The sequence below is a fragment of the Mycolicibacterium vaccae NBRC 14118 = CIP 105934 genome, from assembly GCF_001552715.1.
Classification (GTDB): domain Bacteria; phylum Actinomycetota; class Actinomycetes; order Mycobacteriales; family Mycobacteriaceae; genus Mycobacterium; species Mycobacterium vaccae.
Genome location: NZ_BCRS01000110.1, coordinates 1 through 21,303 on the forward strand (window position 1 = coordinate 1; position 21,303 = coordinate 21,303).

Consider the following 21,303-nt stretch of genomic DNA (forward strand, 5'->3'; position numbering starts at 1 on the left):
GCACCCGGCGCCGGACCCGCGCGGGCAAGCCGGTGAGCGGCCACCCGGAGGGCACCGCCGAGCAGGCAGCGCCGGAGACCGAGAACGCGAGCGCCGAGTCAGGTGAGGGCGGTGCGCGTTCCGGCCGTCGTCGTCGGCGCCTCCGACCCGGCAAGGCTGCCGCCGCGGGCACCGGCACCAACTGACCCGACTCCATTGGTCAGACCCGAACGCCGCACTCGGGCGGACCTGGTGGCGGCCGCGGCCATCGCTGCCGTCATCGTGCTGGTGGCCGTCGTCGTCTGGTGGACCAGCGACGCCAGGGCCACCGTCAGCCGCCCCGCCGCGGAACCCGTTCCCAGCTTGAAACCGGCTGCGGCCGTACCTGATTCGCTCGAAGAGCAGTGGACGGCACCCAGCGCGAAGACCACCGCGCCGGTGGTCGTCGGGGGCGCGGTCGTCACCGGCGACGACCGCGCGATGGACGGCCGCGACCCGGTCACCGGGGCCTCGCTGTGGAGCTATGCCCGCGATCGCGAGCTGTGCGGTGTCACCTGGGTCTACAACTACGCGGTCGCGGTGTACCCCGACGTCCGCGGTTGCGGCCAGGTCAGCACCGTCGACGCCAAGACCGGCAGACGGGGCCCGGCGCGCACCAGCTACGCCGACCGGCACGTGACGCTGTCCGGTGACGGCACCACGGTGCTGTCCGCCGGACAGACACGGCTGGAGATGTGGCGTTCGGACATGGTGCGGATGCTCAGCTACGGCGCGATGGACGCCCCGATCAACCCCGGCGTCCCGGCCACCCCGGTGTGCCGGTTCGTCGACGCAGCGGCCGGTTCCAGTTCGGTGTCGGTACTGGAGTCCTGCGAAGGCCAGGACGATCTGCGGCTGACCCTGCTGCGGCCGTCCGACGACGAGGCCGCCCCGGAGCTCAAGTACGTCCAGCAGAAGGGTGTCGCCGACGGCACCGGCGCCCGCGTGGTGGCGGTGACGGACACGGCCACCGCGCTGTACGTGCCCACCCCCAAGCCGCGGGTGGACATCATCGACGACACCGGCGTGGTGGTCGACAGCACCGTGGTGGACGGCGAACCGGTCCCCGGCGCGACGTCGTCGCGGGCCGGCGACGTGATCACCTGGTGGACCGGGAACGCGCTGATGGTGTTCTCCGCCAACGATCTTCGGTACAAGTACACGATCGCCGCAGCCGGGCCGGACGCACCGGTCGGGCCCGCGACGATGATGGCCGGGCAGTTGCTCGTGCCGGTCAGCTCCGGCTACGACGTGTTCGATCCGATGACAGGCACCGGCGACAGGCACGTTCCGCTGCAGCGCCCGAACCTCGACGGGCCGGTGGTGCCTGCGGTGGCCGGGTCGACCCTGCTGGAGCAGCGGGGCGACCACGTGGTCGCGCTGGCCTGACGCACCAGTCGTCGGCGACCGGGGCCGGTCAGACCTCCGGGGTGAAGGTGGACAGCTGCTTGCCGGTCTTCCAGTGCTTGAGCAGGGCCGCGGCGAACTCACGGTAGGCCGTGGAGCCCTTGTTCTTGCGGCCGCTGAGCACCGAGGACCCCGACGCGCTGGCCTCGGCGAAGCGGACGGTGCGTGGGATCGGCGGGGCCAGCACCGGCAGGTTGTACCGGTCGACGACGTCGAACAGCACGTCGCGGCTGTGGGTGGTGCGCGCGTCGTAGAGGGTGGGCAGCGCCCCGAGCATCGTCAGCCCGGGGTTGGTGATCGCCTGCACGTCGGCGACGGTGCGCAGGAACTGGCCCACGCCGCGGTGTGCGAGAGTCTCGCACTGCAGGGGCACCACGACCTCGTCCGCCGCGGTCAGCCCGTTGAGGGTCAGCACGCCCAGCGATGGCGGGCAGTCGATGAGCACGACGTCGAACTCGGCGGTGATCTTGTCGAGTGCACGCTTGAGCGCGTGTTCCCGCCCCGCCCGCATCAGCAGCATCGCCTCGGCGCCCGCGAGGTCGATGTTGGCAGGCAGCAACGTCATGCCCTCGGGGGTCTGCACCAGCGCGGCGTCCGGTTCGACGTCGCCGAGCAGCACTTCGTGCACCGAGACCGGCAGTTTGTCCGGGTCATGGCCGAGCGAGAAGGTCAGCGATCCCTGCGGGTCGAGGTCGACGAGCAACACCTCCTTGCCCATCTCCACCATCGCCGCGCCGACCGACGCCACCGTCGTCGTCTTGGCAACCCCACCCTTTTGATTGGCGACCGCAAGTACCCGCGTCACAGCGCCCATTCTGCAGCCCATCCTGACATTGGTCGATCCTCCCCTGTTCATCTTCAACCCGCACGTTCCGGCGTCCCGGCGTCGTACGGCAGAATCGGACGCTGTGGGCCTCCTGCAGCACCGGCTGATCCTGCTTCGCCACGGCGAAACCGAATGGTCGAAATCGGGCAAGCATACGAGCCGGACCGAACTCGAGCTCACCGAGCATGGCCGGGCGCAGGCGCTGGCGGCCGCAGACACGCTCAAGCAGCTACAACTGGACGACCCGTTCGTGGTGACCAGCCCCCGGTTGCGGGCCAGGGCCACCGCCGAGCTCGCCGGCCTGGACGTCGCCGAGATCGACGAGCTGATCGCCGAATGGGATTACGGCGACTACGAGGGCACCACCACCGCGGACATTCGCAAGGCGGTGCCGAACTGGCTGGTGTGGACGCACGGATGCCCCGGCGGCGAGACCTCGGCGGAGGTCTGTGCGCGCGCCGACAACGCGATCGCCCTGGCCCTGCACCATCTCGAATCGCGCGACGTGGTGTTCGTCGGTCACGGCCACTTCTCCCGCGCGGTGATCACCCGCTGGGTCGAGCAGCCGGTCTATGAAGGCATCCGGTTCGCGATGCCCGCGGCGTCCATCGCGGTGTGCGGGTTCGAGCACGGCGTGCGCCAGCTCTGCGCGCTGGCCCAGACCGGCCACCCCAACCCGGCCGGGTCGACGTGACCCGCGAACCCGCGTTCGTCCTCGCCGGTCCCGAAGGCACCGTGATCGGCGACGGCGTGCACACCGCATTCCCCCGCATCCCGGACGCGCGGGCCGCGCTGGCCTCCCACAGCACACCGATCATCGTGGGCGCCTTGCCTTTTGACCTCACCCAGCCCGCGGCGCTGATCCGCCCCCAGTCGGTGCGCTTCACCGACGCACTGCCGGTCTGGCCGTCCCGCGAACTGGTGTCGGCGCAGGTCACCGCCACCACGCCGGACGCCGACGAGCACCGCCGCAGAATCGGGGTGGCACTGTCCCGGCTGCGCGATCCCGCCGATCCGCTGCAGAAGGTGGTGCTGGCCCGCGCGTTGCAGCTGACCGCCGAGGGACGCCTGGACGCGCTGACCGTGCTCAACCGGCTGGCCGCCAACGACGCGCAGGCCACCAAGTATCTGGTCGACCTGTCGGCCGCCGGCGAGGGCTACTCGGGCACCGCGCTGGTCGGGGCCAGCCCGGAACTGCTGGTGGCCCGGCAAGGCGACCGGGTGCTGTGCCGTCCGTTCGCGGGATCGGCCCCGCGGCTGGCCGACCCGGACGCCGACGCCGCCAACGGCGCCGCGCTGGCCGACTCGGCGAAGAACCGTCACGAGCACCAGCTGGTGGTCGACGCGCTGGCGGCGGCGCTGCAGCCGCTGTGCACCGATCTGCAGATCGCCGACCGGCCCCAGCTCAGCAAGACCGCCGCGGTCTGGCACCTGTTCACCCCGATGTCCGGTCGGCTGCGTGAAAAGTCAACGACAGCATTGGATCTCGCAGTCGCCCTGCATCCCACGCCGGCCGTCGGCGGTTCGCCGACGGATCGGGCGATGGCCTTCATCAACGACGTCGAAGGCGACCGGGGCTTCTATGCCGGGGCGGTCGGTTGGTGCGACCAGCGCGGCGACGGACGCTGGGTGGTCTCGATCAGATGCGCGCACCTGTCGGCCGACCGGCGCAGCGCGGTCGCCCATTCCGGCGGCGGTATCGTCGCCGAATCCGACCCCGACGACGAAGTCGACGAGACCACAACCAAATTCCGCACCATCCTGGCTGCACTGGGGGCACCGCAATGAGTGAGACCATCCGGGTCGTCCGCGCCGGCGACGAGACCGAGCTGACCGCGATGGTCCACGAACTCGCCGAGTTCGAACACTCCGCCCGGGAGTGCACGGTCACCGAAAATCAGTTGCGGGAAGCCCTTTTCGGACCGGATCCGGTCCTCTTCGGGCACATCGCGGAGGTCGACGGAAAGGCCGCCGCGGCGGCGCTGTGGTTCCGCAACTTCTCGACGTGGGACGGTGTGGCAGGCATCTACCTGGAGGATCTGTTCGTGCGCCCGCAGTTCCGCAGGCGCGGTCTGGCCCGCAAGCTGCTCGCCACGCTGGCCCGCGAATGCGTCACGCACGGCTACTCGCGGCTGAGCTGGGCGGTGCTGGACTGGAACGTCAACGCCATCGCGCTCTACGACGGCGTCGGCGGTGCGCCGCAGAGCGACTGGATCACCTACCGGGTCTCGGGGCCCCGCCTGTCAGAGCTGGCCTCCGAATTGGGCCCGGAATCCGACTGAGTCAGCCAGTGCAGGCTGGTCGGGCTGAACATCAGGCCGAGCACCGCGACCGCCGCGACGGCGACCAGCACCGCGTAGCGCAGTTGACCCGAACTGAAGACGTACCAGGCGACGCCGAGCAGGATCAGGTTCGCGAACACCGCGATCCCCCGGCCCCAGCGTCGTCCGGTCCACAGCGCCCACCCCGCCGCGGTCACCGCCGAGCCCATGATCGCGAACCAGACGGCGGTGCCGTAGCCGCTGATCGCGACCTCGTGGTGTCCGGACGCCTCCCGGACCACGAGCACGACGGCCATCACGATGCCGAGAACGCCTTCCAGCGCGGCGATGACGGCCGCGGCGCGCACCGTGCGCGGGGTCACGCGCCGAGCCTGTCCGCCAGGTAGCGCACCGCCATCTCGTAGCCCAGCGGACCGGCTCCGGCGATGACCATGTCCGCGACGGCCGACACGTACGAGTGGTGCCGGAACGGTTCGCGGGCATGGATGTTGCTCAGATGCACCTCGGCGACCGGCAGCCCCACCGAGCGCAGCGCATCCGCGATGGCCACCGAGGTGTGGCTGTAGGCCGCCGGATTGATCACGATGCCGGCGCAGTCGGTGCGGGCGGCGTGGATCTCGTCGACGAGCACGCCCTCGTGGTTGCTCTGCACCGCGCGCAGCGAGAGACCCACTTCCTCGGCCGCCTTGGCGGTCAGCGCCTCGATCTCGGCCAGCGTCGTCGACCCGTACACCTCGGGCTGCCGGGTGCCCAGGAGGTTCAGGTTGGGCCCGTTGACGAGAAGCAGTCGGCGTTCGGTCACCGTTGTACGGTACCGACGCCGAGCCGCCGGCGAACGCTCGCGTGAGGAAAACTCAATGCTGAGCGGCCAACCGAACCGGGGCGTTGTCCACGCCGTAGCCGTCGTAGTCGCCGAACCGCTGCACGAACTCGAAGAACACCGATCCGACCGTGCGGGTGTAGAAGTGCACGAAGTGCCCGCGGGGTCCGCGGTCGTAGAGCAGGTTGAGTTCCCGCAGCTCCGCGAGTTCGTCGCCGTCGAGGCCGAACCGGCCGTGCAGGTAGTCGTAGTAGTTGTCGGGGACGGGCAGGAACTGCAGCCCGCGGGCGGCCGCGCTGCGGGCCAGCGCGACGACGTCGGTGCACGCGAACGCCACGTGCTGGGCCAGGCCCGCCGAATCCATCACGTGCGGTGCGACGTTGAGCGGCAGCCGGATCGCGCCGTCGACGGTGCGCATCACCTGGCTGCGCACCAGCCCGGTCGGGCCCGGCACCTCGATCGGCGCATCCGCGGTCAACCCGAACACACTGGTGAGGAACAGCACGGCGTCCTCGGCGGTCTGCCAGGGCTGCGTGAGGTTGACGTGATCGACCACGCGCACCGGTGAGGCCACGTCGGGCATCCCGGCCTCGAACTCGACCACCCAGTCGGGGACGCCGCGGACCTCGGAGATCCAGAAGAACTGGGTGCCGTCGGGCGCCACGGCCGCCCCGAAAGGCTGCTCGGCGGCATAGGTGCGGCGGTAGGCCAGCGGGGCCATCAGCTCGGCGGCGCGGCTGGAGGTGGCGCCCGCGTCGGGCACCTGCAGACCGATCGCCGCGACGTGCGGGACCCGGTCTCGGGCCTGCTGCTCGTTGAGCACGATGCGGGCGTCGCCGGCCGACCACAGCGACACGGGTTTGGTGCGGTGTCGGCCGCGCATCGCGAACCCGAGCTGACCGAGCAACACCTCGACCTCGGTGGTGTCCTCGGCCTTGAGCTCGACGAAGTCGAAGGCCGTGGGCGGTTTGGCGGCCACCAGCGTGGTCAACGCGGGCCGCCAGCCCTCGGGATTGGCCGCCGCGACCTTGTCCTGCAGCCACAGCAGGGAACGCAGCGCGTGCACGGCGGTGTGACCCGGGTCGGTCTGCCGGAACGTGTCGTTGAAAACTTCGAGCGACAGCGGACCGTCGTAGCCGGCGGCGAGCACGCAGGTGACGAATCCGGTGAGGTCGAACGCGCCCTCGCCGGGGAACAGCCGATGGTGGCGGCTCCACGACAGCACGTCCATCGACAGCGCCGGAGCGTCGGCGAGCTGCAGGTAGAAGATCTTCTCGGCGGGGATGTCGGTGATCGCCGCCGGGTCGTGTCCGCGGGACAGCACGTGGAAGCTGTCCAGACACACCCCGACGGCCGGGTGGTCGGCGACCTCGACGACCCGCCAGGCGCGCCGGTAGTCGTCGATGAACCGGCCCCACGCCAGCGCCTCGAACGCGATGCGCACGCCGTAGCTCTGGGCCACGTCGCCGATGCGGCGCAGCTGGTCGGCCGACACGTCGTCGGAGTCGATGGTCGCGGTGGCGACGTTGCTGCAGACCAGAACGGTGTCGATGCCGAGGCGCTGTGCGGTGGCGAAGGTGGCCGCGGCACGCCGGAGGTTGTCGGCAAAGGTGTGCTCGTCGACGCCCTCGAGGTCGCGCAGGGGCTGATACAGGTCGAGGGTCAGGCCCAGTCGGCGGGCCAGGGCGCGGATCTCCTCCGGGGAGTGGTCGCTGGCGATGAGGTCGGGTTCGAAGATCTCGACGCCGTCGAAGCCGGCGGCCGCGCACGCGTGCAGTTTGTCCACCAGTGATCCTGACAGTGACACGGTCGCGATCGAGGTCCTCATCACAGCAATGTACCAATTGGTTACTTAATCTGGAAGGGTGCGACGGGCACCGGCAGGCGAACAGTAAGCTCAGCGGTCGTGGCCGCCAAGCCGAAAGCCGAACTCCTGCGGGACGCCGAACGCACCCGCGCCGAGTTGCTCGCCGTGGCCACCGAGGTGTTCGCGGAATCGGGCTATTCCGGCGCCCGCGTCGACGAGATCGCCGAGCGGACCCGCACCACCAAACGGATGATCTACTACTACTTCGGCGGCAAAGAGCAGCTCTACCTGGCAGTACTGGAGAACGCCTACCGCGGCATCCGCGAGGCCGAGCAGAAGCTCACGGTCGACCACGCCAACCCCGTGGAGGCCATCCGGCGGCTGGCCGAGGTGACGTTCGACCACCACATCGCCCACGACGCGTTCATCAGGCTGGTGTCGATCGAGAACATCCACCGCGGGGAGTTCATCAGCCGCCTCGCCTCCCTGCGTGAGCTGTCCACGCCCGCGACGTCGCTTCTCGACGACATCCTGCGCGACGGACGTGCGGCCGGCGTGTTCCGCACCGACGTCGACGCCCTGGACGTGCACGTGGTGATCAGTTCGTACTGCGTGTTCCAGGTCGCCAACCGCTACACCTTCGGCTTCCTGTTCGGTGTCGACTTCACCGACATCTCCCAGCGCGCCCATCTGCGCCGGATGCTCGGCGACGTCGTCGTCGGGTGGCTCACTTCCCCGATGAGATGACCCTGCCGACGGCCTGACCAGCGCCGTCGCACGCCTGAGGACCATGGATATGGGCCCGGTCACATTTCCCGGTTGACGCGACCCCCGCCACAGTGCTGTACTTTCATCGACGAACGAACCAGTTAGTACATTACGGAGAAGCGCGCATGTCCCAGCGTCCCTATCTCGTCGGCCTCGTCGGCACCGGCGTCGGCCCGTCCTTGACCCCGGCGCTGCACATGGCCGAGGCGCGCTGCCACGGCCTCGATTACCTCTACCGCACCGTCGACCTCGACGAGCTGCACATCGCGCCCACACAGATCGGCGAAATCCTCTCGTGGGCCCGGGCGCTGGGCTACGACGCGCTCAACATCACCCACCCCTGCAAGCAGTTGGTGCTCGAACATCTCGACGAGATCGACCCGACGGCGGCGCAGCTCGGCGCCGTCAACACCGTGGTCTTCGGCCCCGACGGCAGGGCGCTGGGCTACAACACCGACACCACCGGGTTCGCCCACGGCTTCGCCGAGGGGCTACCCGACGCACGGATGGACAGTGTGGTGCTCGTCGGCGCCGGCGGCGCGGGCGTCGCGGTCGCCGACGCCCTGCTACGGCTGGGCTGCGGCCACCTGACGATCATCGACCTCGACGTCGAGCGCGCCGGTCACCTGGCCCGCGAGCTGGCCGCCCGCCACCCGCTGACCCGCGTCGAAGCCGCGGCGTTCGACAAGCTCCCGGTGCTGCTTCCCGACAGCGACGGCGTCGTGCACGCCACCCCCACCGGGATGGCCGCCCACCCCGGGATGGCGTTCTCCGCCGACCTGCTGCGCCCGCGGATGTGGGTGGCCGACATCGTCTACCGCCCGCTGAACACCGCGCTGTTGCGCGCAGCCCGCGCGCTCGGCTGCCGCACTCTCGACGGCGGCCACATGGCGGTGTACCAGGCCACCGACGCGTTCGCGCTCATCACCGGGATCACCCCGGATGCCGAACGCATGTCCAGGCATTTCCGCTCCCTGGTCTCCGATCAACCCGAACAGCCCTGAAACACCCGTTTATCCGCCACAATTCGGCTAAGGAGTCTCCGATGACCACCACGCACGACCCGGGAGTCCTCCCGGAGAAGACACCGAAACGGGCGGCACTGGCCAGCTTCATGGGCAGCGCTGTCGAGTACTACGACTTCTTCCTGTTCGGGTCCGCGGCGGCGTTGATCTTCCCGCACGTGTTCTTCCCGTCCGACGACGAAGCCTCGTTGGTGATGTCGTTCGCCACCTTCGGCGTCGCCTACATCGCCCGCCCGGTCGGCGCGGTCATCCTCGGCCACTTCGGCGACCGGATCGGCCGGCAGCGGGTGCTGATGTTCACCCTCGTCCTGATGGGCGTGTCGACCTTCATGATCGGCTGTCTGCCCGGCTTCGAGACCATCGGTTGGGCCGCCCCCGCACTCCTGGTGTTCTGCCGTCTGCTGCAAGGGCTTTCGGCGGCCGGTGAGCAGGCCGGAGCCAGCTCGCTGACCCTGGAGCACTCCCCCGACAACCGGCGAGCGTTCTTCACGTCGTGGACGCTGACCGGGACGCAGGGCGGCCTGATCCTCGCGTCGTTGGTGATGATTCCGTTCATGGCCCTGCCCGACGAGGCCAAGTACAGCTGGGGCTGGCGGGTGCCGTTCTGGCTGTCGGCCGTGGTGGTCATCGTCGCCTACTTCATCCGCCGCCAGCTGCACGAGACCCCGCAGTTCACCGAGGCCAAGAACGCGGGCACTCTGGCCCGGATGCCGCTCGTGCCGCTGCTGCGGGACCACTGGCGCGACGTGTTGCGCGTCGTCCTCTGCGCGTTCATCGCTGCGGTGTCAACCGTTTTCGCGAACCTGGCGCTGGCCTACGGCAAGGAGGTCGGGCTGGAAGCCGATCTGACGCTGTGGCTCGTCGTGGTCGCCAACATCGGCGCCCTGTTCACCCAGCCGCTGTTCGGAGCGCTGGCCGATCGGATCGGGCGCAAGCCGGTGTTCGTCTACGGCGCCGTGTCGTCGGCGGTGCTGATGCCCTTCTACATGCTGTCGATGAGCCAGGGCAACCACCTGCTCACCTTCGGGCTGGCCATTGCCACATTCTCGTTCGGCTACGCCGCGGCCAACGCCGTCTGGCCGTCGTTCTACGGCGAGATGTTCTCCACCCAGGTCCGCTTCTCCGGCATGGCGATCGGTACCCAACTCGGGTTCCTGATGGCCGGTTTCGCGCCGTCGATCGTCACCGCGCTGGGCGGCGTCCGGGAAGGCGGCTGGGTCGTCATCAGCGTCTTCACCGCGGTCGTCTGCCTGATCTCCGCCGGCGCCGCGTTGACGGCCCGGGAGACCAAGGACGTCCCGACCGAGATGCTCGGCCACCCGGGCGCCCGGTCACCTCGCGCGCTCGTCGATCACTGACCGCGCCCAGGCGTCACAGGAGCCGGCCGATGCCGCGGGCGGCAACCTGCAGAGCACCGATCAACCGTTGGCGGTCGCGTTTCAGGGTGGGCACCACCACCCCGATCGCGGCCGCCACGGCATTGTCCGAGGACTGCACGATCGGCACCGCCAGCGAATACGCCCCGAGCGACATCTCCTCGGCGGTCACTGCGAGTCCCTCCCGCCGGATGCGCTGCAACTGCGCTGCCAGCAGCTGGGGCGAGGTGATCGTCTTCGGGGTGACTCTGGGCAAATGTCTCATCACTCGGTCGTGGACATCGGCCGGTGCGTGCGCCAGCAGGATCTTGCCGACCCCGGTGCAGTGCAGCGGCAACCGACTACCGACGGTCGAGACGATCGGCACCGACGCCCGGCCGGCCAACCGCTGCAGGTACAGCACCTGGTCGCCGTCCCGGACCGCGAGGTGCACCGTCGCCAGCGTCGCTGCATACACGTCGCTGAGAAAAGGCTCCGCCACCTGCGTCAAGCGCCCCTGCACCGGAGCCAGCAGCCCCGCCTCCCACAGCAGCCGACCGACCACATAACGGCCGTCGTCACGACGCTCCAGCGCGCCGCCGGAGACCAGGTCCCCGACCAGTCGGTGCGTGGTGGGCACGGCGAGTCCGGCCCGCCGGGCAAGGTCGGTCAACGTGAGTGCGCGATGCCGTTCGTCGAAGGCGCCAATCACTGCCAGCAACCGTTGGGTGACGGTGACCCCGGGCGCCGAGCTGTTTCCCGCCATCATGAAGATCCTTCCGCTGAGCGAAAGCGTAGTCTTCTGCCGCAACGCCGGTGCCGCTTAGTGTCCGGTACATGACAGCAATCGTCGACAGCAACCCGGACAGCGCGACGGCGAGCCAGACGGAGATCAACGCCGAGATGGCCGCGATCGAGTCCGCCTATCTGCGGTCCGGTGTCGAGGAGACCCAACCCCGGCTGGATTACCCGCCCTACCGCAGCAGCCTGCTGCGCCACCCGACGAAGAACCTGCAGCACGCCGACCCCGAGGGCATCGAGCTGTGGACGCCGGCCTTCGGCCACTCCGACGTGAACACATTCGAGTCCGATCTGACCGTCCAGCACAACGGTGAGCCGCTCGGCGAACGGATCGTCGTCACGGGACGCATCCTCGACGGCGAGGGCCGGCCGGTGCGCCGACAGCTGGTCGAGATCTGGCAGGCCAACGCGGCGGGACGCTATGTGCACAAACGCGATCAGCACCGTGCGCCGCTGGATCCCAACTTCACCGGGGTGGGCCGCTGCCTGACCGACGACGACGGCACCTATGCGTTCACCACCATCAAGCCCGGCCCCTATCCGTGGAAGAACCACCACAACGCCTGGCGGCCCGCGCACATCCACTTCTCGCTGTTCGGAACCGATTTCACCCAGCGGATGATCACCCAGATGTACTTTCCGGGAGACCCGCTGTTCCGGTTCGACCCGATCTACCAGTCCATCACCGACCAGAAGGCGCGCGAACGACTGGTCGCGACCTACGACCACGACGTGAGCACCCACCAATGGTGCACCGGATACCGCTGGGACATCGTCCTGACCGGCCCGGCGCGCACCCCGCTGGACGACACCGAGGTGGACGACCACCACCGATGAGCGCTTGCGTGAAGAGGAGACGATGATGAGCGTGAGTACCCCTCTCGCCCCGACCCCGGGCCAGACCATCGGCCCGTTCTACGGCTATGCACTGCCGTACCGCCTCGGCGCCGAACTGATTCCGCCGCAGGCCCCCGGCGCGGTCCGCTTCCACGGCACTGTCACCGACGGAGCAGGCGAACCGGTGCGCGACGCGCTGCTGGAGATCTGGCAGGCCGACGACGAAGGCCGCGTGCCCCGCTCGGCCGGATCCCTGCACCGCGACGGCTGGACGTTCACCGGCTGGGGGCGGACCTCCACCGACGACGCTGGGCACTACAGCTTCTCGACGGTCGAACCCGGACCCACCGAGCGCGGCAGGGCTGCGTTCATCCTCGTCACGGTGTTCGGCCGCGGGCTGCTCAACCGCCTGTTCACCCGCGCCTACGTGCCCGGCCCGGCACTGGAGACAGACCCTTTCCTGTGCTCGCTGCCCGCCGACCGCCGCCGCACCCTGATCGCCGGGCGCGACGGCACCGGGCTGCGCTTCGACGTGTCGCTCCAGGGCCCCGACGAGACGGTGTTCCTGCGCTACCCGGGACACCGCCCGTGACCGACCTCTTCTGGCCGGGAGACCATCGCGCCGGCGCGCTGATGAGCGGCGGCGCATTCCTCGATGCGCTGATCGCCGTCGAGAACGCCTGGCTGGCAGTGCTTGTCGAGCACCACGTCGCGCCGGACTCGGCCGCCGCCGAGCTGGGTCCACTCCTGCGCGACGCGGACAGGGACGCGGTGGCGGCCGACGCGGAACGCGACGGGAACCCGGTCACCGGTCTCGTCGCGATGCTGCGCTCCCGCGCCGGGCACGACACCGCGCGCTGGCTACACCGCGGCCTGACCAGTCAGGACGTGGTGGACACCGCGCTGATGCTCTGTCTGCGCGACGTGCTGACAGACGTGCACACTCAGCTGAGCGCCCAGGTGCGCGTACTCGCCACGATGGTGCGCACCCACCGGACCGCGCCGATGCTCACCCGCACGCTCACCCAGCCTGCGCTGCCGGGCAGCGCGGGGATGAAGTTCGCCGGATGGCTCGGTGCGATCCTCGACTCCGCCGACACACTCGCATGCGTGCCCGCGCCCGCGGTCCAGGCCGGCGGCGCCGCGGGCACCATGGCCGCGGCGACCGAGCTCACCGGGTCCGCCGACAGGGCGCTGGCACTTGCGGACGCACTGGCGGCGAAACTGGCTCTGGCAACGGCACTTCCGTGGCACACCTCCCGCTCACGACTGACCCGTGCCGGCGACGCCCTGGTAACGGCGTGCGACTGCTGGGGCCACATCGCCAATGACATCGCCGTCGGCGGCCGCCGCGAGATCGGCGAGTTCGCCGAAGGCTCCGGCGGCGGTTCGTCGACCATGCCGCACAAGAACAATCCGGTGCTGACCGTGCTGCTGCGGCGCACCGCGCTCACCGCTCCCCCGCTGGCGGCCACCCTGCACGCGGCATCGGCCGCCTCTGTCGACGAACGCGCCGACGGCGGCTGGCACGCCGAGTGGGCGCCGCTACGCACGCTGGCCCGGCACGCCGTCGTCGCGGCGCGCCACGCGACCGACCTGCTCACCGACCTTCGATTCGACGCCGCCCGCGCGGAAGCCAATCTGATTGCCGCCCAGGGCATCACAGCAGAACAGCAGACCATGGCCGCGACAGCGGGCCACGCCCCCGGCGGCGCCTACCTCGGTGCCACGGCACCGCTGGTCGAGGCCACCCTCGACCGCGCCGCGAATTTCCTCAAGGAGAACTCATGAGCACCCACGACGACGGAATGGCCGTGCGCAGAGCGGTTCTCGGCGACGCCCACGTCGACCGCGCGATCGCGGCGACCACCGACTTCACCGCCGAGTTCCAGGACTTCATCACGCGCTATGCGTGGGGCGAGATCTGGACCCGGCCCGGCTTGGACCGCAGGTCGCGCTCGATGATCACCCTGACCGCACTGGTTGCCCGCGGCCACCACGAGGAGCTCGCGATGCATGTGCGCGCCGCGCGCCGCAACGGCCTGACGGTCGACGAGATCAAGGAAGTGCTGCTGCAGACCGCCGTGTACTGCGGCGTTCCGGACGCCAACACGGCGTTCCGCATCGCGGCGGGCGTACTCGCCGACGAGTAACGCGCATCGCAGACACGTCGCCCCGTTAGGCTGACCCCCCGTGCGTGCCGTGCTGATCGTGAACCCCAATGCCACGTCGACGACACCGGCCGGCCGTGACCTGCTGGCCCACGCGCTGGAGAGCCGGGTCCGGTTGACCGTCGCCCACACCGATCACCGTGGCCACGCCATAGAGATCGCGCAGCAGGCCGCGCGTGACGGGGTCGACGTGCTGATCGTGCACGGCGGCGACGGCACGGTGAACGAGGTGGTCAACGGCATTCTCGGGCAGGTCGGACCCGGTGCCGACGGGCCGGCGGTGGGCGTGGTGCCCGGCGGTTCGGCCAACGTGTTCGCCCGGGCGCTGGGCATCAGCCCCGACCCGACCGAGGCGACCAACCAGCTCGTCGACCTACTCGGCGACTACCGGCGCGGCCGGTCCTGGCGCCGCATCGGCCTGATGGACTGCCAGGAACGCTGGGCGGTGTTCACCGCGGGCATGGGCGTCGACGGCGACGTCGTCGCCGCCGTGGAGGCTCAGCGGGCCAAGGGCCGCAAGGTCACCGCGTCGCGCTATATCCGGGTGGCGATCCGGGAGATGCTGGCCAGCGCCCGCCGCGAGCCGACGTTGACGCTGCATCTGCCCGACCGGGAACCCGTCCCCGACGTCCATTTCGCGTTCGTGTCCAATTCCAGTCCCTGGACCTATGCCAACGCCCGCCCGGTGTGGACCAACCCGGATACCACCTTCGAGACGGGGCTGGGTGTGTTCGCCATCACCAGCATGAACATCTGGGCGAATCTGGGCCTGGTGCGCCAGATGCTGTCGCGCAACCCGACGCTGGCGGCCCGGCATCTGGTCCGCGACGACGACCTCGCGTGGCTGCAGGTGACCAGCGAGACACCGGTCGCCTGCCAGATCGACGGAGATTACGTCGGGGAGCGGGAAACGATGCGCTTCACCGCGGTGCCCGACGCGCTGCAGGTGGTGGCGCCGTCCCCGAAAATGGGGCGATAACCGCTCTGAACTGGGCAGATAGCCCGCGTGATGTAGCTCGCCCCGATGATTTAGAGCGCAGATGGGTATAGCGTAGTACAACGGAGTTAGCGAGTCGTAAACGGACCTTTGTAGTGAGATAGCCCACGAGTTAACCGAGTTCTATTGACATCTGTTCAGCCTGTGAAAGCATCGGATGCAACAGCGCAGAAACATTTGGTGCGCTTGCGTTAACAGCCGAAGTAAAAAAGCTAGTGCGCCGCGCTGCGCACAAGTACACATTGACGAGGAGTTTGATCTTATGGATTGGCGCCACAAGGCGGTCTGTCGGGACGAGGATCCGGAGCTGTTCTTCCCCGTAGGAAACAGCGGCCCGGCGCTCGCCCAGATTGCTGACGCGAAGCTCGTGTGCAACCGCTGCCCGGTCACCGCGGAGTGCCTGAGCTGGGCTTTGGAGTCCGGACAGGACGCCGGCGTGTGGGGCGGCATGAGCGAGGACGAGCGCCGCGCGCTCAAGCGTCGCAACGCCAGGACGAAAGCCCGCACCGGGGTCTGAGCCTTTCCCGGCGAACCCAGCGATACGGCCCCGACGAATGTCGGGGCCGTAACTATGTGAAAACAATTCATTTGAATTACGGCAAATCCCGCAAAATGGCACGGCGCGTCAGTATTGACTGACTCGGACGCGTCTGCCGATCGGCACTCGCAGAATGACATCCGTGCCGCCGCCCGTCCCGTTGTGCATACCGAGTGAGCCGTCCAACTCGGCCGACACCAGCGTCCGCACGATCTGCAGACCGAGCCGGTCGGACTTCTCCAGGCTGAACCCGTCGGGCAGACCGCGGCCGTCGTCGTGGACCACCACGTCGAGCCAGCGCGCGGAGCGCTGCGCGCGGATCGTCACGCAACCCTGCGGTGCGGTGGTGTCGAAGGCGTGCTCGATCGCGTTCTGCACGAGTTCGGTGATGACCATGATCAGCGCGGTGGCGCGGTCGGCGTCGAGCACGCCGAGGTCCCCGATTCGGTTGATCCGGATCGGTGAGTCGACCGCGGCCACGTCGTTCATGATCGGCAGGATGCGGTCGATCACCTCGTCGAGGTTGACCTCTTCGTCGACCGACATCGACAGCGCGTCGTGCACCAGCGCGATCGACGAGACCCGGCGCACCGATTCCATCAGCGCCTCGCGCCCCTCAGGGTTGTTGGTCCGGCGTGCCTGCAGCCGCAGCAGCGCCGCGACCGTCTGCAGGTTGTTCTTCACCCGGTGGTGGATCTCGCGGATCGTCGCGTCCTTCGACAGCAGCGCCCGGTCCCGACGCTTGACCTCGGTGACGTCGCGGATGAGCACCGCGGCGCCCATCGCCACTCCGTGCGCCCCCAGCGGCAGCGTGCGCAGCAGAACGGTGGCTCCCCCGGCGTCCACCTCCATCCGCATACTCGAACCGCCAGCGAGCGAATCACGGACGTGGTTGGCCAGTTCCTGAGCCTCGAACGGATCGGAGATCAGCGGCCGGGTCACCCCGACCAGATCGTGGCCCTCCAGTTCGGCGTTCAGCCCCATCCGGTGGTAGGCCGAGATCGCGTTCGGGCTGGCGAAGGTGACCACCCCGGACTCGTCGAGGCGGATGAACCCGTCCCCGGCGCGCGGGCTGGAGCGGGACATCGCCAGGTCCCCGACGTTGGGGAAGGTGCCCTCCGACAGCATCTGCAGCAGGTCGCCCGCGCAGTCGACGTAGGCCGCCTCCAGCGGGCTGACCTGCCGCGGCGCCAGCGACGTCTGGTGGGTGAGCACCGCGACCACGTCGCTGCCGTGGCGCACGGGCACGGCCTCGACGTTGAGCCCGGGTGCGCCGTACTGGCCGTCGATGGTGACGCGCCCGATGTCGCCGGACCGGAACGCCGCGGCCACGATCGGGATGTCCTCGGCTTCGGCGAGGGTGCCGACCGCGTCGGCCAGCAGCACCGTCGGCGCGGTGTTCGGACGGACCTGGGCGACGCACACCAGCATGTCGTCGTCGCGGCGCACCCACATCAGGTAGTCGGCGAACGACAGGTCGGCCAGCAGCTGCCACTCGCCCACTACGGCATGCAGATGGTCCACGGCGGTGCCGGGCAGCACCGTGTGCTCGGCGAGCAGGTCACCGAGGGTGGACATGGCCTACGACGGAGATGGGCGGGACACTCGGAGCGGGCAGGCGCTCAGCTGATGACCGCGATCAGGTCGCCGGCCTGGATCACATCGCCGACGGCCACACTGACCTTGCTGACCGTGCCGGCGACCTCGGCGAGCACCGGGATCTCCATCTTCATCGACTCCAGCAGCACCAGGGTGTCGCCTTCGCCGATCTGATCGCCTTCGTGAACCACGACCTCGAGCACACTGGCCACGATTTCCGCGCGAACGTCCTCGGCCATCTTCACCCCACTCACTTCCACTGGTGCCGGACCGGTCTATCGAACCACACCGCCTTGAGGATGTCGCCGGTCAGCGCCCCGCGGGGACGGCGGTGTCGCCGGCGCATGCGACAATAGAGCCACCGCGACCCGTCGAACGGGTCGGTTCCACTCAACGACCTGGAGGTACACCATGGCCAAGCGTGGCCGTAAGAAGCGCGACCGCAAGCACTCGAAGGCCAACCACGGCAAGCGGCCCAACGCTGGCTCGAAGTCAGTCGGTCGCTGACCTTCGCTCTGAAGAGCACACCGCCCGGCACTCCTGTGGGAGGCCGGGCGGCTTTGTGTCTGCGGTCAGAGCGGGTGCTAGCTGCGGCGGACGATCGTGGTCTGGCTGATCTGGATGCGCAGCCGTTCCCGCAGCCCCTCGGGGGCGCGCTCGCCGCTGCACTTGGCCGCGATCAGGCGCTTGACCCGCTCTTCGATGCCGTAGTGCCGAAGGCATGCCGGGCAATCTTCGAGGTGCTGACGGAGCTTGTCGCGGGTCTCGACCGTGCACTCCCCGTCCAGCAGGGTCCACACCTCGGCGATCACCGCCGCGCACTCGGGATGTTCCGGGTCGACCGGGCCGACAGGCGGAGTCCAGCGCTCGTCGCTGCCCGGGCTGTCCGAACCCACGGACTTCTCGGTGTCACTCATGACGTCACCTCCTCCGGCGCGTCGAGCTTCTCACCCCGGAGGAAGCCGCGGTCGCGGGCCACGTCGGCCAGCAGTTCGCGCAGTTGGCGTCTGCCGCGGTGCAGCCGCGACATCACCGTTCCGATCGGCGTGTCCATGATTTGGGCGATCTCCTTGTACGGGAAGCCTTCGACGTCGGCGTAGTACACCGCCATCCGGAACTCTTCCGGAAGCGCCTGCAGGGCTTCCTTGATCTCGTTGTCGGGCAGCGCCTCCAGCGCTTCCACCTCCGCCGACCGCAGGCCCGTCGACGAGTGCTCCGCGTTGGCGGCCAGCTGCCAGTCGGTGATCTCCTCGGTCGGGTACTCCGCCGGCTGGCGCTGCTTCTTGCGGTAGCTGTTGATGTAGGTGTTGGTCAGGATCCGGTACAGCCACGCCTTGAGGTTGGTGCCCTCACGGAACGAGCGGAACCCGGAGTAGGCCTTGACCATCGTCTCCTGCAGCAGGTCCTCGGCGTCGGCGGGATTGCGCGTCATCCGCAACGCGCCGCCGTAGAGCTGGTCCAGCAACGGGATCGCGTCGCGCTCGAACCGGGCAGTCAGCTCGGCGTCGGACTCCTCCCGCGCCGGGGTGTCTGCTTCCAGGGTCGCCTTCGCAGTCGACCCGCCTATGTCTGTCATCCTGGGGAACACCGTCCCTTCTGTAGCGGCGCCACCGATCACGTCCAGTACGTGGACTGGACCGGGCGGGGCCTCCATGGCCAACACTGGCACCATCAATCCCCTTCTGCCGATCCTAAAGGCTGACACCGACTACACACGCCGACCGGCCCTACCGGGGTCGATCTGAGCTGATGTGAACAACAGCGGCCACCGGGGCGGTTGTTCCCCGCCCCGTCCTAGGCTGTGCCGGTGGCACGTGCAGCGACACCGGCGATCGCGGCGCTGGTGGCCGCCGGCGTCCCGCACGAGGTGCTCCAGTACCGGCACGACCCCCGCAGCGGGTCCTACGGCGAGGAAGCCGTCCACGAACTGGCGCGCGCCAACGGACTCGAACCCGCCCAGATCCTCAAGACTCTCGTGGTGGCACTGCCCACCGGCCTCGGCGTCGCGGTGCTGCCGGTGCCGGCCAAACTGTCGCTGAAGGCCGCCGCAGCGGCGCTCGGCGCGGCGAAGGCGACGATGGCCGATCCGGCCGACGCCCAGCGTTCGTCGGGCTATGTGGTGGGCGGCATCTCCCCGCTCGGCCAGCGCCGAGCGCTGCCCACCGTGGTGGACGCGTCGGCCCTGCGCTGGGACCGGGTGTTGTGCAGCGCGGGCAAGCGCGGCTGGGACATCGCACTGGCCCCGCAGGACCTGGTGCGGTTGACCGATGCGGTGACCGCCGACATCTGCGCCCCTTAGGGTGGGCTCATGTCGCTTGCGGGAAAAACCATGTTCATCTCGGGGGCCAGCCGCGGTATCGGGCTCGCGATCGCCAAACGCGCCGCGGCCGACGGCGCCAACATTGCGCTGGTGGCCAAGACCGCCGAACCGCATCCCAAGCTGCCGGGCACGGTGTACACCGCGGCCAAGGAGATCGAGGAGGCCGGCGGCCAGGCCCTGCCCATCGTCGGCGACGTGCGCGACGGTGATTCGGTGGCCGCCGCGGTGGCCGCCGCGGTCGAGCGCTTCGGCGGCATCGACATCTGCGTGAACAACGCCTCGGCGATCAATCTCGGCTCCATCGAAGAGGTTCCGCTCAAGCGCTTCGATCTGATGAACGGCATCCAGGTGCGCGGCACGTATGCGGTGTCGCAGGCCTGCATCCCGCACATGAAGGGCCGCGAGAACCCGCACATCCTGACGTTGTCGCCGCCGATCCTGCTGGAGTCCAAATGGCTGCGCCCGACCCCGTACATGATGGCGAAGTTCGGAATGACGCTGTGCGCGTTGGGAATTGCCGAGGAAATGCGTGATGCGGGGATCGCCTCCAACACGCTGTGGCCGCGCACCATGATCGCCACCGCCGCCGTGCAGAACCTGTTGGGCGGCGAAGAGTCGATGGCGCGTTCCCGCACGCCGGAGATCTACTCCGACGCCGCGTACGCGATCCTGACCAAACCGTCCAGCTACACCGGCAACACGCTGCTGTGCGAGGACGTCCTGCTGGAATCCGGCGTCACCGACCTGTCGGTGTACGACTGCGTGCCGGGCTCCGACCTCGGGGTGGACTTCTGGGTGGAGTCGGCCAATCCCCCGGGCTACACCGGGCCCTGATCGGGGCTACCGGAGGAGGCTGGGCCTGCCGAACCGGACGGGCACCCCGGGCGAGTACAGCGCACGCAGCGGCGGCCCGGCGCACTCGACGCCCGCCCCGGCGACGAGTTCGTCGCGCTGGTCGGTGATTTCCGCCGTGCGCAACCGCCACATCGGATGGGCGATCGGCACCCACCAGGTGCGGCGGGCCTTGCGGGTGTGCGCGCCCCACCGCGCGGTGAGCCAGACCTCCAGCGGCGTCGGCTCCACCTGCGCGCCGGCCTCGACGGTCACGTCGCTGCGCAGGTCGGGGCCGGGCCACCGGCGGACGCTGCGGTAGCGGATCGTGCCGCCGGACCGGGTCACGCTCATCTTCGCCCAGCTGTAGGGCACCCCGAGCCCGCCGCGGGTCACCGGCACGACCACGATCCGCTCCGTCTCCAGCGACAGGAACAGCACGCCGTGGCGACCTGCTCCGTCGACCGAGTAGAGCCGCACGTTGGTCTCGGCGAACGACCCGAGGTACGGAAGTCGCAGTGCTGCAACGAGTTCGGTGTGCCGCACCTGGAACGGGAGCAGACCCACGTAGGTGCGGCCGTCGAGCACGTCGGGGCGGGTGCCCGGCGGGAAGAGGTGGGCGACGGCAGCCGGGTCGACGGGCCAGTGCAGGAACGTGACGTCGGCCCACGCCTGGGCGAGCAGCACCGGCCTCCGCACCGGAGGTGGTAGTGGCAGTGGCAGGACGCCCACCCTGTCATCGTGGCACGCTCGAGCGATGTCCTCGTCGACAATCTGGTCATCCGGACGCTACGACGCCGTGGGGGAACGCATCGCCCCGATCGCCGGGCAGGTGGTCGACGCGCTGGAGCGGCGCCTGCCGCTGCCCGGCGCCGCGGTGGTCGACCTGGCCTGCGGCACC

At 69.4% G+C, this 21,303-nt stretch carries 26 protein-coding genes and 2 pseudogenes; 18 read left to right on the forward strand and 10 right to left on the reverse strand.

Annotated elements, in window-relative coordinates:
- Both MVA01S_RS19715 and MVA01S_RS19720 read left to right on the forward strand, forming a co-directional pair.
- Positions 1-185, forward strand: a pseudogene (locus MVA01S_RS19715) (DEAD/DEAH box helicase); the annotation flags it as partial.
- Positions 186-195: 10 nt separating this feature from the next.
- Positions 196-1,407, forward strand: a complete 1,212-nt coding sequence (locus tag MVA01S_RS19720; RefSeq protein WP_003929159.1) for an Rv3212 family protein — start codon at positions 196-198, stop codon at positions 1,405-1,407.
- Positions 1,408-1,435: 28 nt separating this feature from the next.
- On the opposite strand, the gene MVA01S_RS19725 is transcribed toward MVA01S_RS19720, so the two are convergent.
- On the reverse strand, positions 1,436-2,239 hold the full coding sequence (locus MVA01S_RS19725) for a ParA family protein (protein ID WP_174538970.1): 804 nt from the start codon (positions 2,237-2,239) through the stop codon (positions 1,436-1,438).
- Positions 2,240-2,333: 94 nt separating this feature from the next.
- On the opposite strand from MVA01S_RS19725, the gene MVA01S_RS19730 reads away from it, so the two are divergent.
- The 3 genes from MVA01S_RS19730 to MVA01S_RS19740 are packed head-to-tail and all read left to right on the forward strand — an operon-like array spanning position 2,334 to position 4,533.
- The gene (locus tag MVA01S_RS19730) at positions 2,334-2,945 is read left to right on the forward strand and encodes an acid phosphatase (protein ID WP_003929157.1); all 612 of its coding nucleotides are present in this window, start codon (positions 2,334-2,336) and stop codon (positions 2,943-2,945) included.
- Positions 2,942-4,039 (forward strand): isochorismate synthase, encoded by a 1,098-nt coding sequence (locus tag MVA01S_RS19735; RefSeq protein ID WP_003929156.1) that lies wholly within the window; start codon positions 2,942-2,944, stop codon positions 4,037-4,039. The genes MVA01S_RS19730 and MVA01S_RS19735 overlap by 4 nt, the downstream gene beginning before the upstream one ends.
- Complete coding sequence (locus tag MVA01S_RS19740) at positions 4,036-4,533, forward strand: GNAT family N-acetyltransferase (protein ID WP_003929155.1); 498 nt, start codon at positions 4,036-4,038, stop codon at positions 4,531-4,533. The genes MVA01S_RS19735 and MVA01S_RS19740 overlap by 4 nt, the downstream gene beginning before the upstream one ends.
- Here the strand turns inward: MVA01S_RS19740 and MVA01S_RS19745 are convergent.
- The 3 genes from MVA01S_RS19745 to MVA01S_RS19755 are packed head-to-tail and all read right to left on the reverse strand — an operon-like array spanning position 4,470 to position 7,181.
- The gene (locus tag MVA01S_RS19745; RefSeq protein ID WP_003929154.1) at positions 4,470-4,895 is read right to left on the reverse strand and encodes a hypothetical protein; all 426 of its coding nucleotides are present in this window, start codon (positions 4,893-4,895) and stop codon (positions 4,470-4,472) included. The two genes, MVA01S_RS19740 and MVA01S_RS19745, sit on opposite strands and share 64 nt — an antisense overlap.
- Entirely contained in the window at positions 4,892-5,335 is a 444-nt protein-coding gene (gene aroQ / locus MVA01S_RS19750) for a type II 3-dehydroquinate dehydratase (RefSeq protein ID WP_003929153.1), read from the reverse strand. Before aroQ ends, MVA01S_RS19745 begins: the two co-directional genes overlap by 4 nt.
- A 52-nt stretch (positions 5,336-5,387) precedes the next feature.
- Positions 5,388-7,181, reverse strand: a complete 1,794-nt coding sequence (locus MVA01S_RS19755) for a bifunctional sugar phosphate isomerase/epimerase/4-hydroxyphenylpyruvate dioxygenase family protein (protein WP_003929152.1) — start codon at positions 7,179-7,181, stop codon at positions 5,388-5,390.
- 78 nt (positions 7,182-7,259) lie between these two features.
- Between MVA01S_RS19755 and MVA01S_RS19760 the strand changes: the two genes are divergently transcribed.
- The 3 genes from MVA01S_RS19760 (at position 7,260) to MVA01S_RS19770 (ending at position 10,311) form a co-directional block, all read left to right on the forward strand.
- Entirely contained in the window at positions 7,260-7,907 is a 648-nt protein-coding gene (locus MVA01S_RS19760) for a TetR/AcrR family transcriptional regulator (protein ID WP_003929151.1), read from the forward strand.
- 146 nt (positions 7,908-8,053) lie between these two features.
- Entirely contained in the window at positions 8,054-8,932 is an 879-nt protein-coding gene (locus MVA01S_RS19765) for a shikimate dehydrogenase (RefSeq protein ID WP_003929150.1), read from the forward strand.
- A gap of 41 nt (positions 8,933-8,973) precedes the next feature.
- Complete coding sequence (locus MVA01S_RS19770; protein ID WP_003929149.1) at positions 8,974-10,311, forward strand: MFS transporter; 1,338 nt, start codon at positions 8,974-8,976, stop codon at positions 10,309-10,311.
- Between the two features lie 13 nt (positions 10,312-10,324).
- Here the strand turns inward: MVA01S_RS19770 and MVA01S_RS19775 are convergent, their stop codons facing one another.
- Entirely contained in the window at positions 10,325-11,074 is a 750-nt protein-coding gene (locus MVA01S_RS19775) for an IclR family transcriptional regulator (protein ID WP_040540427.1), read from the reverse strand.
- Between the two features lie 71 nt (positions 11,075-11,145).
- Between MVA01S_RS19775 and pcaH the strand changes: the two genes are divergently transcribed.
- From pcaH to whiB1, 6 genes are all read left to right on the forward strand, one after another.
- Positions 11,146-11,946 carry a protocatechuate 3,4-dioxygenase subunit beta gene (gene pcaH, locus MVA01S_RS19780; RefSeq protein WP_003929147.1) on the forward strand — a complete coding sequence of 267 codons (801 nt, stop codon included), beginning with the start codon at positions 11,146-11,148 and terminating at the stop codon, positions 11,944-11,946.
- 31 nt (positions 11,947-11,977) lie between these two features.
- Positions 11,978-12,538 carry a protocatechuate 3,4-dioxygenase subunit alpha gene (gene pcaG / locus MVA01S_RS19785; RefSeq protein ID WP_003929146.1) on the forward strand — a complete coding sequence of 187 codons (561 nt, stop codon included), beginning with the start codon at positions 11,978-11,980 and terminating at the stop codon, positions 12,536-12,538.
- Positions 12,535-13,737 (forward strand): lyase family protein, encoded by a 1,203-nt coding sequence (locus MVA01S_RS19790; protein ID WP_003929145.1) that lies wholly within the window; start codon positions 12,535-12,537, stop codon positions 13,735-13,737. The genes pcaG and MVA01S_RS19790 overlap by 4 nt, the downstream gene beginning before the upstream one ends.
- Positions 13,734-14,099: a 4-carboxymuconolactone decarboxylase gene (pcaC, locus tag MVA01S_RS19795; RefSeq protein ID WP_003929144.1), complete on the forward strand. Its 366-nt coding sequence runs from the start codon at positions 13,734-13,736 to the stop codon at positions 14,097-14,099. Before MVA01S_RS19790 ends, pcaC begins: the two co-directional genes overlap by 4 nt.
- Positions 14,100-14,139: 40 nt before the next feature.
- Positions 14,140-15,096 carry a diacylglycerol/lipid kinase family protein gene (locus tag MVA01S_RS19800; RefSeq protein ID WP_003929143.1) on the forward strand — a complete coding sequence of 319 codons (957 nt, stop codon included), beginning with the start codon at positions 14,140-14,142 and terminating at the stop codon, positions 15,094-15,096.
- A 280-nt stretch (positions 15,097-15,376) separates the two neighbouring features.
- The gene (gene whiB1, locus MVA01S_RS19805) at positions 15,377-15,631 is read left to right on the forward strand and encodes a transcriptional regulator WhiB1 (RefSeq protein WP_003929142.1); all 255 of its coding nucleotides are present in this window, start codon (positions 15,377-15,379) and stop codon (positions 15,629-15,631) included.
- A 108-nt stretch (positions 15,632-15,739) separates the two neighbouring features.
- Here whiB1 and MVA01S_RS19810 read toward each other — a convergent pair whose 3' ends face one another.
- Together MVA01S_RS19810 and MVA01S_RS19815 are read right to left on the reverse strand one after the other, a co-directional pair.
- Positions 15,740-17,230, reverse strand: coding sequence for a two-component system sensor histidine kinase PdtaS (locus MVA01S_RS19810; RefSeq protein ID WP_003929141.1), 1,491 nt, complete (start codon positions 17,228-17,230; stop codon positions 15,740-15,742).
- A 44-nt stretch (positions 17,231-17,274) separates the two neighbouring features.
- Positions 17,275-17,490: a biotin/lipoyl-binding carrier protein gene (locus MVA01S_RS19815; protein ID WP_003929140.1), complete on the reverse strand. Its 216-nt coding sequence runs from the start codon at positions 17,488-17,490 to the stop codon at positions 17,275-17,277.
- A gap of 172 nt (positions 17,491-17,662) precedes the next feature.
- On the opposite strand from MVA01S_RS19815, the gene MVA01S_RS32440 reads away from it, so the two are divergent.
- Positions 17,663-17,758: a 50S ribosomal protein bL37 gene (locus MVA01S_RS32440; protein WP_006245863.1), complete on the forward strand. Its 96-nt coding sequence runs from the start codon at positions 17,663-17,665 to the stop codon at positions 17,756-17,758.
- Between the two features lie 77 nt (positions 17,759-17,835).
- Here MVA01S_RS32440 and rsrA read toward each other — a convergent pair whose 3' ends face one another.
- Together rsrA and MVA01S_RS19825 are read right to left on the reverse strand one after the other, a co-directional pair.
- A complete protein-coding gene (rsrA, locus tag MVA01S_RS19820; protein WP_003929139.1) occupies positions 17,836-18,168 on the reverse strand; it encodes a mycothiol system anti-sigma-R factor in 333 nt (110 codons plus the stop codon).
- Entirely contained in the window at positions 18,165-18,827 is a 663-nt protein-coding gene (locus MVA01S_RS19825; protein ID WP_003929138.1) for a sigma-70 family RNA polymerase sigma factor, read from the reverse strand. The genes rsrA and MVA01S_RS19825 overlap by 4 nt, the downstream gene beginning before the upstream one ends.
- A 231-nt stretch (positions 18,828-19,058) precedes the next feature.
- Between MVA01S_RS19825 and ybaK the strand changes: the two genes are divergently transcribed.
- Both ybaK and MVA01S_RS19835 read left to right on the forward strand, forming a co-directional pair.
- The gene (ybaK, locus tag MVA01S_RS19830) at positions 19,059-19,550 is read left to right on the forward strand and encodes a Cys-tRNA(Pro) deacylase (RefSeq protein WP_040540429.1); all 492 of its coding nucleotides are present in this window, start codon (positions 19,059-19,061) and stop codon (positions 19,548-19,550) included.
- 9 nt (positions 19,551-19,559) lie between these two features.
- Positions 19,560-20,405, forward strand: coding sequence for an SDR family oxidoreductase (locus tag MVA01S_RS19835; RefSeq protein WP_003929136.1), 846 nt, complete (start codon positions 19,560-19,562; stop codon positions 20,403-20,405).
- A gap of 6 nt (positions 20,406-20,411) precedes the next feature.
- On the opposite strand, the gene MVA01S_RS19840 is transcribed toward MVA01S_RS19835, so the two are convergent.
- Positions 20,412-21,134, reverse strand: a complete 723-nt coding sequence (locus tag MVA01S_RS19840) for a YqjF family protein (protein WP_237024349.1) — start codon at positions 21,132-21,134, stop codon at positions 20,412-20,414.
- 25 nt (positions 21,135-21,159) lie between these two features.
- On the opposite strand from MVA01S_RS19840, the pseudogene MVA01S_RS32100 reads away from it, so the two are divergent.
- Positions 21,160-21,303: pseudogene (locus MVA01S_RS32100) on the forward strand (class I SAM-dependent methyltransferase); the annotation flags it as partial.

What these genes read in the sequence shown, in the direction of transcription:
- pcaH (WP_003929147.1), top strand. Translation starts at nt 11,146, where the DNA reads ATGACAGCAATCGTCGACAGCAACCCGGACAGCGCGACGGCGAGCCAG.
- MVA01S_RS19765 (WP_003929150.1), top strand. Translation starts at nt 8,054, where the DNA reads ATGTCCCAGCGTCCCTATCTCGTCGGCCTCGTCGGCACCGGCGTCGGC.
- MVA01S_RS19775 (WP_040540427.1), bottom strand. Translation starts at nt 11,074, where the DNA reads ATGGCGGGAAACAGCTCGGCGCCCGGGGTCACCGTCACCCAACGGTTG.
- MVA01S_RS19835 (WP_003929136.1), top strand. Translation starts at nt 19,560, where the DNA reads ATGTCGCTTGCGGGAAAAACCATGTTCATCTCGGGGGCCAGCCGCGGT.
- MVA01S_RS19810 (WP_003929141.1), bottom strand. Translation starts at nt 17,230, where the DNA reads ATGTCCACCCTCGGTGACCTGCTCGCCGAGCACACGGTGCTGCCCGGC.
- MVA01S_RS19755 (WP_003929152.1), bottom strand. Translation starts at nt 7,181, where the DNA reads ATGAGGACCTCGATCGCGACCGTGTCACTGTCAGGATCACTGGTGGAC.
- MVA01S_RS32440 (WP_006245863.1), top strand. Translation starts at nt 17,663, where the DNA reads ATGGCCAAGCGTGGCCGTAAGAAGCGCGACCGCAAGCACTCGAAGGCC.
- MVA01S_RS19825 (WP_003929138.1), bottom strand. Translation starts at nt 18,827, where the DNA reads ATGACAGACATAGGCGGGTCGACTGCGAAGGCGACCCTGGAAGCAGAC.
- MVA01S_RS19770 (WP_003929149.1), top strand. Translation starts at nt 8,974, where the DNA reads ATGACCACCACGCACGACCCGGGAGTCCTCCCGGAGAAGACACCGAAA.
- MVA01S_RS19740 (WP_003929155.1), top strand. Translation starts at nt 4,036, where the DNA reads ATGAGTGAGACCATCCGGGTCGTCCGCGCCGGCGACGAGACCGAGCTG.
- MVA01S_RS19725 (WP_174538970.1), bottom strand. Translation starts at nt 2,239, where the DNA reads ATGGGCGCTGTGACGCGGGTACTTGCGGTCGCCAATCAAAAGGGTGGG.
- rsrA (WP_003929139.1), bottom strand. Translation starts at nt 18,168, where the DNA reads ATGAGTGACACCGAGAAGTCCGTGGGTTCGGACAGCCCGGGCAGCGAC.
- whiB1 (WP_003929142.1), top strand. Translation starts at nt 15,377, where the DNA reads ATGGATTGGCGCCACAAGGCGGTCTGTCGGGACGAGGATCCGGAGCTG.
- MVA01S_RS19815 (WP_003929140.1), bottom strand. Translation starts at nt 17,490, where the DNA reads ATGGCCGAGGACGTTCGCGCGGAAATCGTGGCCAGTGTGCTCGAGGTC.
- pcaC (WP_003929144.1), top strand. Translation starts at nt 13,734, where the DNA reads ATGAGCACCCACGACGACGGAATGGCCGTGCGCAGAGCGGTTCTCGGC.